Source organism: Ileibacterium valens (assembly GCF_001945525.1).
Lineage (GTDB): Bacteria > Bacillota_I > Bacilli_A > Erysipelotrichales > Erysipelotrichaceae > Ileibacterium > Ileibacterium valens.
Map to the genome: position 1 here is coordinate 1 of NZ_MPJW01000082.1, position 12,746 is coordinate 12,746.

The 12,746-nt window shown below is 39.4% G+C and carries 8 protein-coding genes and 1 rRNA gene; 2 read left to right on the forward strand and 7 right to left on the reverse strand.

Translation table 11 applies throughout. The annotated features are described in order from the left end of the window. Nucleotides 1–620: 620 nt before the first annotated feature. Nucleotides 621–2,888: a glycogen/starch/alpha-glucan phosphorylase gene (locus BO222_RS03280; RefSeq protein WP_075818299.1), complete on the reverse strand. Its 2,268-nt coding sequence runs from the start codon at nt 2,886–2,888 to the stop codon at nt 621–623. 381 nt (nt 2,889–3,269) lie between these two features. Next, a complete protein-coding gene (locus tag BO222_RS03285) occupies nt 3,270–3,734 on the reverse strand; it encodes a YbaK/EbsC family protein (RefSeq protein WP_075818301.1) in 465 nt (154 codons plus the stop codon). 509 nt (nt 3,735–4,243) lie between these two features. On the opposite strand from BO222_RS03285, the gene BO222_RS03290 reads away from it, so the two are divergent. Further along, entirely contained in the window at nt 4,244–4,771 is a 528-nt protein-coding gene (locus BO222_RS03290) for an MFS transporter (protein ID WP_075818303.1), read from the forward strand. A 152-nt stretch (nt 4,772–4,923) separates the two neighbouring features. On the opposite strand, the gene malQ is transcribed toward BO222_RS03290, so the two are convergent. Together malQ and BO222_RS03300 are read right to left on the reverse strand one after the other, a co-directional pair. After that, nucleotides 4,924–6,540: a 4-alpha-glucanotransferase gene (malQ, locus tag BO222_RS03295; RefSeq protein ID WP_075818305.1), complete on the reverse strand. Its 1,617-nt coding sequence runs from the start codon at nt 6,538–6,540 to the stop codon at nt 4,924–4,926. A gap of 155 nt (nt 6,541–6,695) precedes the next feature. Continuing rightward, complete coding sequence (locus BO222_RS03300) at nt 6,696–7,868, reverse strand: LacI family DNA-binding transcriptional regulator (RefSeq protein ID WP_075818307.1); 1,173 nt, start codon at nt 7,866–7,868, stop codon at nt 6,696–6,698. Between the two features lie 297 nt (nt 7,869–8,165). On the opposite strand from BO222_RS03300, the gene BO222_RS03305 reads away from it, so the two are divergent. Next, nucleotides 8,166–8,846, forward strand: coding sequence for a methyltransferase family protein (locus BO222_RS03305; protein WP_075818309.1), 681 nt, complete (start codon nt 8,166–8,168; stop codon nt 8,844–8,846). 148 nt (nt 8,847–8,994) lie between these two features. Here the strand turns inward: BO222_RS03305 and BO222_RS03310 are convergent, their stop codons facing one another. From BO222_RS03310 to rrf, 3 genes are all read right to left on the reverse strand, one after another. Continuing rightward, a complete protein-coding gene (locus BO222_RS03310; RefSeq protein WP_075818311.1) occupies nt 8,995–9,969 on the reverse strand; it encodes an ABC transporter substrate-binding protein in 975 nt (324 codons plus the stop codon). A gap of 1,704 nt (nt 9,970–11,673) precedes the next feature. Further along, on the reverse strand, nt 11,674–12,336 hold the full coding sequence (locus BO222_RS03320; RefSeq protein ID WP_075818316.1) for a hypothetical protein: 663 nt from the start codon (nt 12,334–12,336) through the stop codon (nt 11,674–11,676). 286 nt (nt 12,337–12,622) lie between these two features. Then, nucleotides 12,623–12,728: ribosomal RNA gene (gene rrf, locus BO222_RS03325) — 5S ribosomal RNA — on the reverse strand. Nucleotides 12,729–12,746: the final 18 nt, after the last annotated feature.

Here is a 12,746-nt window from a genome sequence, read left to right on the forward strand (position 1 = left end):
TATAGAATAAATCTTTTTAGGAGTATATGGGTGGTTTTAGCTCGAAAAAAGCTATACATAAAGCGTAATTAAAGCAGTTAGAAATTAGATAGAATTTCTAGGTAGAAAAAGCTTGGGAATTACAGGTTATTGAGATAATTTTTAAACTCTTTAACCACAGTTTATTAATCGGGGAAAATATTTCCTTAATATTGACCATTTTTAAACATAAAATTTAATTTGTATGTTAATTAGCGGGCATTTCCGATGATTTACCACATCTTTATTGTTTTTCGATATCATTTACCTCCCATCTGTCCATTATCCAGCTCATAGTGATTGATCAGCTTCAGGATAGTTTTCAGGATGAAAATAAATCAGGATCAAGGATTTAATAAATATCAGAACTCAATCGCCAGATAGCTGAATTTTTAAATACCCGCAGACCAACGCAAAAGAACCTCGTCTGATTGAATTTTGACGAGGTTCCTTACAGATCTATTCAGATATTTTTAAACAGACTTTCAATGCTCTGCCTTGCTGAATCACTTTATCCGCCTGAATTCTTTTTAGCAGATCAGCAAGTGATCAGTTTCAGAGCTGAAAAGTGAACAGGCCTTCAGCAGACCAAATCGGTTTTCTTATTTCAGCTTCCAGATTTCTTCATTATACTGAGCGATTGTGCGGTCAGATGAGAAGAATCCAGCTGCAGCGATGTTATTGATCATCATTTGAGCCCATCTGTTCTGATCAGCATATGCGGCATAAGCTTCCTTGCGGCAGTTCATGTAGCTTTCAAGGTCGATCAGAGCCATGAACCAGTCTTTTGTAGTGATGTCATGATGCAGACGGCCAAGAGATGTCTGATCTCCCAAAGCGATCATTTCTTCACTGACAAGGAAATCAACCAGTTCACGGACCTTGGAATCCTGAGCCAGGATATCCTGTGGATGATAATCTGCCTTTTCATAGTGTTTGATTACCGTATCGGAATCCACACCAAAGATGAAGATATTATCGTCTCCAACCAAATGGTGAATTTCAACATTGGCGCCATCATCTGTACCCAGAGTCACTGCTCCATTCAGCATGAATTTCATATTGGAAGTTCCAGATGCTTCTTTTGAAGCCAGAGAAATCTGTTCAGAAATATCTGCGGCTGGGATCAGTTTTTCAGCACAGGTCACGTCATAGTTTTCAACCATAACAACCTGCAAGTATTTAGAAGCCACTTCATCTTTGGCAATCAGGTCAGAAAGAACGAGGATTGCGTGGATGATGTCTTTAGCCAGAATATAGGCAGGAGCGGCTTTGGCACCAAAGATTACAGTCACCTTTTCTTCTGGTACATATCCATTTTTGATTTCCTGATACAGATTAATGACAGAAAGCAGGTTCATCTGCTGACGTTTGTATTCATGCAGACGTTTAACCTGAATATCAAAGATGGAATTCGGATCGATTTCAACTCCCTGACGGTTCTTTAAGAATACAGCGAGTTCTTCCTTCTTTTCGCGTTTGATCGCCAGGACTTCTTTTTGACATTCTGGATCCGCAGCATATTTCTTCAGGGCTTCAAGTTCGATTGAATCCTTCAGGAATCCATCGCCAATTTTGGAAATAATCCATTTGGTCAGCTGAGGGTTGCAGGCCTGCAGCCAGCGGCGGAAAGTAATTCCGTTGGTTTTATTATTGAATTTTTCAGGATAAAGTCTGTAGAAGTCATGCAGTTCAGTATCCTTAAGGATATCTGTGTGAATCTTTGCTACTCCGTTAGTGGATTTGGAGAAGTGAATATCCATGTTTGCCATATGGATGATATCGTTCTGAATAATTCTTGTTTTTGGATTATCATCACGTTTTGCGGCAATGGCATCCAGCTCACGAATGATTGGCATCAGCTGTGGGGCCACCTGTTCAATGAAGTGAGAAGGCCATTTTTCAAGTGCTTCAGCCAGAATGGTATGGTTGGTGTAGGCACAAACCTTTTCAGTCTGAGCAACAGCTTCTTCAAGGCTCAGTCCGTTTTCCATCAGCAGACGGATCAGTTCCGGAATAACCATCGATGGATGAGTATCGTTGATCTGAATAACGACATGATCAGAAATGTTCTTCAGATCCCAACTATGAGCTTTCACATCTTCAAGAATCATCTGAGCTCCTGCACTTACCAGGAAGTACTGCTGATAGACGCGCAGTTTTCTTCCGACTTCGTCAGAATCATCCGGGTAAAGGAACAGAGTCAGGTTTTCTTTTACATCATTCTTATCAAAGTTGATGCTGTCGGATTCAACGATTGCTTCCGTTACAGTGTCAAGATCAAACAGGAGAAGCTGATTTTTCTTACCAGTATAACCGATGACATCCATACTCTTCAGATGAGCTTCAACATCCATATTTCCGAAATGAACAGGATAGTATTTTCCCGTATCATTGAGCCAGGACTGAGCCGTCATCCATGGATCAGGAAGTTCTTTCTGTTTACGGTTTTCAAATTTCTGATGGAACAGACCAAGATGATAGTTCAGGCCCACTCCGTCTCCAGGAAGTTCGAGTGTTGCAATGGAATCAAGGAAACATGCTGCCAGACGTCCCAGACCACCGTTACCCAAAGATGGTTCCGGTTCAATCTCTTCGATTTCTGCAAGAGTTTTTCCCATTCCTGCCAGGACATCACGAACCTGATCGTAAACACCAAGGTTTAACAGATTGTTGGAAAGTAGTTTTCCAATCAGGAATTCAGCGGAAATGTAATAAAGCTTGCGGTCTCCTTCGATCAAAGGAGCGTTAGCCATCAGATCCTTAGTTATATCAAGCAGCAGCAGATAAATTTGTTCGTTGCTGCAGTTGGACAGATCGGATCCATACATAGAAACCGCTTTGTCCTGCATCATTTTTTCCATATTCATATTGAAGTTTCCTCCTGAGGATAAGAATAAAGTTCTGAATTCCAAATTGCTAGTGTTCAGCGTGTAAACGTTTTAAGACTTTATAAAACGATTCAATTAGAGACAAATCCCCTAAACAATTGTGTAAAAAACGCAAAAATTTGTATGTTTTACCAGAGTAAACGCTTTCCGAAAAAGGTTTCAAAGTCATCTTCTTAATTTCGACAGTCACAATAAAAAAAGACACATTTCTAATTCGGATTATTATAGAAATATGTCCTTAATGATATATGAATCCCTCTATTTTTGGTTTTAAAAAATCTTATTTGAATTATTTTCAATTACCAAGCCCATTCTCAATGAGTCAGCTGCCTGCAAGTCCGATATCAAAGCTATCGGCACCTATTCTTTGCTGACATCCACATAACCTTCGGATTTGGAAACCTCTTCTAGTTCTTCGAGGCTGAGAAGAATGGCTGAATTAGCTGATCCACAGGCTGGGAACACACTTTCAAATCGTTTTAACGTTTCATCAAGATAGACCTTGACGCCTTCTTTGATTCCGAAAGGACAGACTCCACCAACCGCATGCTCTACTAATTCTTCAATCTGATCTGCCGGAATCATTCTTGCCTTTTCAGAAAATGTCTGTTTGAACTTGGGATTACTGATCTTCGCATCACCGGCAGCGACAATCAGTATTGGATTTCCTTTAACGATAAAAGACAGGGTCTTTGCGATTCTTTCAGGCTCGCATCCTAAAGCCTTAGCGGCCAGGGCTACAGTTGCACTCGATTCACTCAGTTCCTGAATACGCTCTTCCATGCCATATTCAGCCAGATGTTTTCTTGCCTTCTCAATTGCCATAATCTTTGTTTCCTTTCTTGTTTTTCATGTTTTCCTATTTTACCTTGAATACTTTCATTATCTTCATTATTTTTCTGCGTTTATCCAGAGCTGTTTTCCTTTTCAGACTTATTTTTTATCAGATTAAGTTTCGCATTTTAAATTGCAATCTCTATTTTCAATCTCTTTTCACATGGCTCATTTTATACTCTTATGGTTTCTGAATATATCTCATTAATATCTATATAGATCTTGTTTTGTAGTAAGTCTTATTTCATGTTTTAGCTTTTTGGCTCATTTCATTTTTTGATCTGAAAGACTTCTTATTCATTTTCCAGGATTTTACAGACAACGAGATAAGTGAGAATCAATTATTCATTACAGAATCAAACCTGAATTCTCCATTTGATAATCGTTATCAGATAAGCTTTCGAAGTGATCTGAGCTGAATTATAATGAGTGCAATATACGATCTGATCTGCACATTCATTGCTGGATCTGTGCGGATTTACTATTGAAAGGGAATTTTTATGGCTTATTACGCATTCCTTATTTTTGGCATTGCTCTTCTGGCTGCTGCCATCTTTCTGTTTATCAAGATGCTTTTAAAACTGATCAGGATAAAAAAAGCCCAGAAAAAAGAAACGGCTGATCATCCAGAAGCCAGAAAGGTATTTACTGAAAAAGGCACTGTGATGATGGATGCCTTTATTATCATCGCCTTTACATTCATGGCTATTATGGAATATCTCACTCAGACCAATACTCCTGACCAAACCCCAGACAATCCGGGATTGATTCTGATCATGTGTGCGATTGTATTCTTCTATCTCGCTCAGGTCATTAAAACAATTGGTAAAGGAACGCTGATTCTTGGCCGTCATTTTTTTATGAATGAAGATCAGACTTACCGCTTTCGGGATATTCGTAAAAGCGAAGAGTACCGTAGAAGAATCTTTCTTCATTTCAAAGATGGAAAAGTGGCTGAACTTTCCTATATTCAGGCTGAAGCTGTAGAAGAAGCCCGAAAAAAATCCGGGAATTTCAAAAAACGTTAACTGAGATATTTTCTGTCTTTTTTGTATCTCAAAAAAAAGCCTTTGATCCTCTGATCAGAACTATGTTGTTCCGGTCAGAGTGGATCGAAGGCTTTTGGTTGTTCACAATTTGTGTAACTGCTTAGATTCCATTCATCGCATTCAGCGCTATATTATCCCTTTACTTCTGCAGGATTCGTAACCGATGTTGGATCAGCAGGTGGATCAATAATCGCTTCGATTGCGATTTCAGTTGGATCATAGACCTTGATGTCTTCCTCTTCTTCTTCCTTTTCGAGGTTCTGTTCTGGAAGGCGGCCGTAGACACGAGTCAGATACTTCAGATGAGACATGGTATCTTCATCCAGTTCACCTGGTTTTAATCGCCACTGCCAGTTGGTTCCTACTGAACCCGGCTGATTCATTCGAGTATCAGAGCCTAAACGAAGCAGATCCTGCGCCATGACGATTGTCGTATCAGCTGGAGAGCCCAGCAGTTGAGAGAACATTCTCCAGTTATACCATTCAGGATCCCAGGTATCGAGATATTCACGGACATATTCCTTATCACCTTCTGAGAGTGATTCGAACCATCCATATATGGTGTCATTATCGTGTGTTCCGGCATAGGCCACACAGTTTTGAGGGTAGTTATATGGAAGGTATTCCTTTCCGGAATCCGCCTTGGAATCAAAACCAAATTCCATAACCTTCATTCCTGGATAGCCTGTATCAGAAAGCATCTTACGGACTGACTTTGTCAGGTAGCCCAGATCTTCGGCGATAATTTTCTGCTCGCCAATCTTTTTACGCATGACATCAAAGAGTTCGGCTCCTGGCCCTTTCATCCAGATTCCCTTCTTAGCATCTTTAGCATCCGCTTTGACCGCATAAAAGGAATCGAATCCGCGGAAATGGTCTATGCGGACAATATTGTACAGTTTGGTCATCTGTTCAATACGGCGAATCCACCAGTCATATCCAGTCTTTTTATGATATGGCCAGTTATATACCGGATTTCCCCAGAGCTGTCCATCCGCACTGAATCCATCGGGTGGAACAGCGGCGATCATCTGAGGTTTGGAGTCGGCATCCATCATGAACAGTTCAGGATGCGACCATGCGTCGACCGAATCCATCGCTACATAAATAGGTAGATCCCCGATAATTTCTACTCCATGATCATTGGCATACTTTCTTAACGCATTCCATTGCTCAAAGAACAGGTACTGAAGCACATTGTTAAAATCAATGGATTCTTTAAATTCTTCTTTCCATTTGTCAATCTTCTTTGGATCGTAGACCCGATATTCTTCATCCCACTGCTGCCATGGCTTTCCTTCATTGGCATCCTTGAATGCCATAAATAAGGAATAATCCTCCAGCCAGTCCTTATTATCTTTTAAAAATTTCTCATAATCTTTTGGTGGATTGGCAAGAAAGCGGGCAACAGCTTTCTTTAAGATCGGATAACGGGTATTGTACATAATTCCATAGTCAACCCGTCCTGGTTCTTCATACCATTTCTCATACTGGAATTCATCCGGATATAAATAACCTTCCGAGGCAAGCATATCCAGATCGATAAAGTATGGATTTCCTGCAAATGTCGAATAGGAAGCATAAGGAGAGTCTCCAAAGCTTGTTGGACAGACCGGAAGAATCTGCCATAGAGTCTGACCGTTTCGCTCTAACTGGTCGACAAAATCTTTTGCTGTCTGACCAAGAGTACCAATACCGTAATTGCTTGGCAAACTTGAAATATGCAGCAGAACGCCATTTTTTCTCATATATTTCTCTCGATTCTAAGATCTCTCAGGGAGATTTCAATTCTTATTTTATGACAAAAACCAACGGATACCTGAAATGAAATCACTTTAAAACGTTTATAAACTATCCTTATTGATGATTTCTTTTCTATTATGATTCTTTATATGATGGTTCTCTATGCAAAGCACTCTTCCGTTTTCATTTCGGCTTTCTCAGAGTTCTTCTCAGGACATTGATCTGTTTTGCTGCTTTGTGTATTCACTGTAGTCTTTACAGTTTCATCCATATCAAGCATGGTTTCTTCAGTAATGATTTCTTTTACCAGATAGCCTTCTACTGGAGCAGTACTTTCCCCCTTGGCAAATGAAAAGGAAATTTCTTCATAAACAGGAGGGCAGAGTTCTTCGATGGTTTTACACAGGACTTCAACTGAACGTCTGGCAAGCTCATCCGTATTCTGTCGAATCGTGGTCAGTCTTGGGATGGTAAACTGAGTAATTTTAAGACCGTCAAAGCCAACAACAGCTATATCTTCCGGTACTCGTTTTCCTGAATCCGCGATTGCTCGAATTGCCCCCAGAGCTGAAACATCGGACATGGCAAAAACAGCCGTGATTTCTAGCATTTTAGCCAGAAGTTCTTTCATTGCCTGATAACCCCCTTCAATTGTGAAGTAATTTTCGACATACTGTTTTTCAAAGTTAAAAGGGATCTGACGATTATAGAAAGCATACTGAGCTCCCTGATAGCGGGATTTGGCTGCCTGTGAGTCAGAGAGACTTCCGCCGATGATGCCTATATGTTCATGCCCTAAAGAAAACAGGTATTCAACGGCAAACTGCGCCGCAGCTGAATCATTGGTAGTGACACTTGAAAGATTGTTAAAAGGCAGTCCCATAGCTGAGTTAGTAACCAGAACACATGGAATCGTGATTTTCTGAAAGTTCTTACGAAAATGTTCACGGGTACTGCCTAAAAACATGATGCCCATTGGAGAACGGATTCTGCAGAATTTTAATGTCTCTTCAACTTCATCCTGATCTTCCGAAATGTAATAAATTAAAGGATCATATCCTTTTTCTGTAATGAGCATCTGCATCTTTTCAAGCAGATCCGCAAAAAGCATGTTGTTATTGCCTCGAACCAGAATCATGATTCCTGAACGGTTTCTTTGCTTCAGGAATTTTGCATTCGTATTCAGCTCAAAATTGTATTTCCTGACAATCTGCATGATGGTTTCCCGGGCTTCTTCAGAAACGCCAGGCATCTGGTTCAGAGTCCTTGAAACGGTTCCAATGGAATAGCCGGATTCGCGGGCAATTTCCTTAATGGTAATTTTCTTAGCCATTTGTTCTCCTTTCCAGATTTCTATATAACGTTTTAATGAAAACGTTTCCTATAGTTATTACAATACACAAAGAGATCCTCAAATGCACTAAGATTCATAGGAATCTACAGTCTTTTCGGCAAATGGTAAAGTTCACTGCCCGCACCAGCCAATCGAGTGAACAAAGCTGTGTGGATAGAACTGCAAAATCTGGATAAGAGTGATCTGCTTTACACCAAGAATCACTATATTGGTTTCTTGTTAGTTTTTTTTATTTTTAGTATTACCTTGTCAGAAGCGACAAAAGGAGTCATGTTTATGAAAAATCTTTCGATCCATCTTTTCCTGGAAGCCATCTGCAAATTTCTATCAGGAGTTCTCCTTTTAGGATGCCTGCTTTTTATTCCGGCAGGAACTGTTCACTGGAAATCCGGCTGGATTCTTATGGGGATTTTGTTTATACCAATGTTTATAGCCGGTCTGTTTATGATGGTCAAAAATCCGGCATTGTTAAAAAGCCGATTGGATTCAAAAGAGAAAGTTAGCGCACAGAAAACAGTCGTAAAACAGAGCGCTCTCATGTTTATTGCTGGATTGATTGTATCTGGGCTATCCTACCGATATCAGTTTGGAATACTTCCTGAATCGGTTTCCTTATTTGGCTGTATTCTGTTCCTTATTTCTTATGCCTTATATGCAGAAGTACTTCGGGAAAACACCTGGTTATCACGAACGATTCAGGTCCAGGATGGTCAGACGGTTGTAGACAGTGGTCTGTATGGAATCGTACGTCATCCAATGTATGCAATCACTCTGGTCCTTTTCCTTTCAATGCCGCTCATCTTAAGATCATTGCCTGGCTTTCTGGTATTTCTTGTCTATCCGTTCATAATTGCTTCAAGAATTCGTTCAGAAGAACAGTTTCTAAACCAGAATCTGCCTGGCTATACAGAATACACAGAAAAAGTCAGATACCGTCTGATCCCCTATCTCTGGTAGGATGTGTTTTAAAAGCAGGAGTCATATGAAAAGTTCTTCATATGACTCCTGCTTTTTAGACATGAATGATTCGTGATTGTGAAACATACAGAAATGTTTAATGACTTACGTATTATTCACAGGATTGATTGCGGTTTCCATAAGAGATTTAAGGGAGCATTCCCTTGGATTGAAGAAACTCTCTGGCGACTGCCCGGGGATCTTCCTTCTCCTGTTTTGTTCGCCTGTTCATCTCGGAAAGATCATTTGCGCTGATCACCGATGAAATCCGTTCAAGTGCACTTTCAAGTTGAGGATCATCTTCTAAAAGCTGATCGTTTAAAACATAACCTGGTGAAGATTCCGGTAAAGCCATTCGATCATCAATTAAAGTAACAAAGTCAGAATTCTTAATCCTTCCATCATTACTTCGAATTGGAATCACGTCAACACTCTGATTTTTTAAGGCTTCGATGAACTGATCTGATTCCATCACCTTTGTCGTCTTGAAATCCATATCGTAGATCTCTTCAAGCAGATGGATGCTGTCCTGTCGTTCGAGGTCTGTCAAACTGGATCCCAAAGTCAGATTTTTGCTGACTTTGGCCAGATCACTGAGATCTTTCAGGTTATATTTATCTGCCGTCTCCTTACGAACAGCCAGAGTATAAAGCGAGTAGGCGGGAAGCACTCCAACCCATTGCATATTCATTTTTTCATATTGCTTTTTGAGTTCTGAAAGTCTGGTTTTTCGGTATGTTTCTTTCTGGTTGAGAATATCGCTCCAGCCTTCACCGGTAAATCCTGGATACATATCAATATTTCCTCCCAGAACAGCTGAATGCAAAGTCTGAAGTCCATCATCAATTTCAATAATTTGGGATGGGTATCCCTGTTCCTGTAAAAGTAAGGAGGCCATTTCTGCCATAATCTTCAATTCATTATCATTCTGAACTCCAATATGAATAGTCTCCCTTTTCGCGCAGCCAATGGCTCCAATAACCAGCAGGCAAAAGCTCAGGCATAAAGCCAGAATAGCCTTGACCGATTTATTTTTAAATACCGGTACTGTCTTTACGTATGTTTTGCGAAATCGAATTTTTTGTTTCAGATCTTCATCACAATGCTTATTTTCAAAATTCATTTTAGTATCCCTCTTTTGCAAATTCTCATGTTCTTCTTCTCTGTTTTTCGTATCTCTTTAAACCATGACCATTATCCTCTTAAGTTCATTTTACGAAATTTTTTCATATCAATTACAAACTGGTTATGAACTGAAATCGAAAATTTACTTTACCATTCGCAGCCTAACAATAAAAAATTTTAGCATCTGACCAGAACAGACAGATTAGCGCCCATTACGGACAACCCCATTTTCTTTACTGCCTGAAGACGATATCATGGAATCACCTTAAGAAGAACAGAAGATCTTCTTAAACCAGGAACAAAAAAACCGATAACAGGCTCATCAGAAAAGACGTTAAAATCACCCATACAAAGAATTCTGATTTCCAAATTCAAACGATGTTTTGATGCATAAGAACTTGGACTGGATCAGAAAATATCTTGAATAGAATGATCAGGAAGTTGAGAATCGATCTGGAAACAGAAACCAGGCAGATCAGAAATGACTGGCTGAAAAGAAACCAGTGAGAAGTTATTCCAAAATATTCAGGATAGATTCTGAAAATGGTAAAAGCAGCAGCCACTTGCGAATAAAATGATTCCTGATTCAGAAAGAATCTGTCGCAGAAATTCCCAGAAACGGAAGGCAGTAAAGCAAAACAGTGGATGAATTTTTATAAGAAGTGAACCTGTTGTTCATCTCTTATGGAACCTGAGGAATCGAAGAGCAGGCAGATAAACGAAATGATTGTCTGAAACCTGGCAATGAGCCAGAGTGAATCAAAGAAAGAGAATTTTGGATATTTGCAATGAGCGAATATGAATTCCAGATTCTTCTGAATCAGAAGATAAATTAATCTGCAAAAGCTGAAACTCAAAAGAGGAAAATCAGTAGATCTTCAAAAGAATCTTTGTAAAATCAAACTCGATGGAGTTTATGACTGCCAGATCAAGGTGATCTGAATGGATCGTTTGATGCGGAAAGAATCACTGGTCATAAGGCAGAAGTCATTTTCGTAAAGAAGGAAATGGCTAGCTAAAATGAGGAAGAAATCAGGCAGCTTATCCAGATGGAAAGTTAACAATCTTTGAGATCTTCCAAAAGAACAGATTATCTAAATCGATCTGAATGCATTATCGTCATGAATAATCATACCAGGCGTAACACGAATTACGCACTCACAAATGTGTGATATGTCCAAAGAAAATGATTTGATGTTCTGTAGCAGGCAGAGCAAAGGACGATAAATGAGCGACTTCAGCAAAAACAAAATTAGATGCGCCAAGGATATGGAAAAACTGATCACCCTGATGATTGCAAGCATCGGATGAAATCCAATCAATCGCAATACGCGGCTGAAGCTGAAGGAAACGGTAAGACAAAGGAAGGCTGGAACGCTATAAATTACTAGATAGCCAGCGAACCAAGATAGAAACTGTTTATAAGAAAGCCAAACAATTATAGTAAGCCTGAACAATATTTACTAGTATCGGTCGTTCCTGGATGGTTCCAGGGATGCATCGAAAGATCCATCCCTTTTATTTCGAATATTCCCAGTCTGCAGCCCATCTCCTTCTGCAGGCTGTTTTTACGTGATGGATTCAAATCAATAATCCAAATGATCAAGTTGGCAAAAATGATCCTAAAAAGTCTACTTTCATTCCTAAAGAAAAATGCCTTCGGTTACCAAAGGCATTTCTTAGTGTATATTCATTTTTTAATTTAAGCTAATCCATTCAGACGATAAAGAATTTTATAGATTTCTGGTTCCGTTAAAACCGTAGTTCTGTTTTCCTGAATCTTCGAAGCCAAATCAAACACCTGTTCTTCAGAAACCGGTTCATACCATGTAATCGGATATTCAATATTCAGGTTTTCAAGCAGATCACGAACTTCCTGAGTACGGTCTTCATTATCCACAATGACAACTCCATATGGAGAAACGATAATATGAGCTGCCGGTCGTTCGTTGATCATCACTTCATCAAGAACTGTGTATTCCTTAGGAAGATCATTTAAAGACTTTGCATTGGTGATCGTTTCAGTAATATCTCCTGGCTGAAGCTCAACCACTTCTGCACCCTCACTATTTGTTTCGGCGTTGACTCTTGCTTCTTCCTTTCGAATCTGTTCGCGTTTTCCTGCAATCACCCGAATCTGTTTTCCATATCGATTATTCATCACCGCAAAGATCAGCATTGGAATACAGATGATTAAAACAACTCCGTTGTTTCTCAGCCAGAACAAAGCGAGCAGATAAAGAACGACGCAGACCATCACTACATACATAGTCGCTTTAAATTTTTTATTAATCTCCTGAATTGCAGAATTGCATTCAGCCACTGTATTCAGGTTTTGTATCAGCTGTTCATTTTTATTCGCCATAATTATCCTCATCATTTTCAGAAATTCTCTGAATACTCCACATTGTAACATTTGTCTTCATTAATTTCTTTCTTTATTTGAGCAGTGAACATAATTCTCTATAGAAAATCTAGGAATTGATGAAGACCTAATGCACATATTTTTTGATTGCTTCCGTATATATTGAAGTTTATAGAGTGATGGTCTTTAGAAAACCATAGATTACAGATAAGGTTTATATCGTCTTCATAAATAAAAAGCACCCTATATCCGTCATAGATACAGGGTGCTTTCGCTAATATTCTTTGCATGGCCTCTTGCTATTTTCGCTGTTCACTATCGTCGCCGTTAGAATGCTTGACTGCCAGGTTCGAAAAGTGTCTGGGTATTTCCATTCTGCCATCAAGACCACACCATGGATCTTTCAAAAC

What these genes read in the sequence shown, in the direction of transcription:
- BO222_RS03280 (WP_075818299.1), bottom strand. Translation starts at nt 2,888, where the DNA reads ATGAATATGGAAAAAATGATGCAGGACAAAGCGGTTTCTATGTATGGA.
- BO222_RS03285 (WP_075818301.1), bottom strand. Translation starts at nt 3,734, where the DNA reads ATGGCAATTGAGAAGGCAAGAAAACATCTGGCTGAATATGGCATGGAA.
- BO222_RS03290 (WP_075818303.1), top strand. Translation starts at nt 4,244, where the DNA reads ATGGCTTATTACGCATTCCTTATTTTTGGCATTGCTCTTCTGGCTGCT.
- malQ (WP_075818305.1), bottom strand. Translation starts at nt 6,540, where the DNA reads ATGAGAAAAAATGGCGTTCTGCTGCATATTTCAAGTTTGCCAAGCAAT.
- BO222_RS03300 (WP_075818307.1), bottom strand. Translation starts at nt 7,868, where the DNA reads ATGGCTAAGAAAATTACCATTAAGGAAATTGCCCGCGAATCCGGCTAT.
- BO222_RS03305 (WP_075818309.1), top strand. Translation starts at nt 8,166, where the DNA reads ATGAAAAATCTTTCGATCCATCTTTTCCTGGAAGCCATCTGCAAATTT.
- BO222_RS03310 (WP_075818311.1), bottom strand. Translation starts at nt 9,969, where the DNA reads ATGAATTTTGAAAATAAGCATTGTGATGAAGATCTGAAACAAAAAATT.
- BO222_RS03320 (WP_075818316.1), bottom strand. Translation starts at nt 12,336, where the DNA reads ATGGCGAATAAAAATGAACAGCTGATACAAAACCTGAATACAGTGGCT.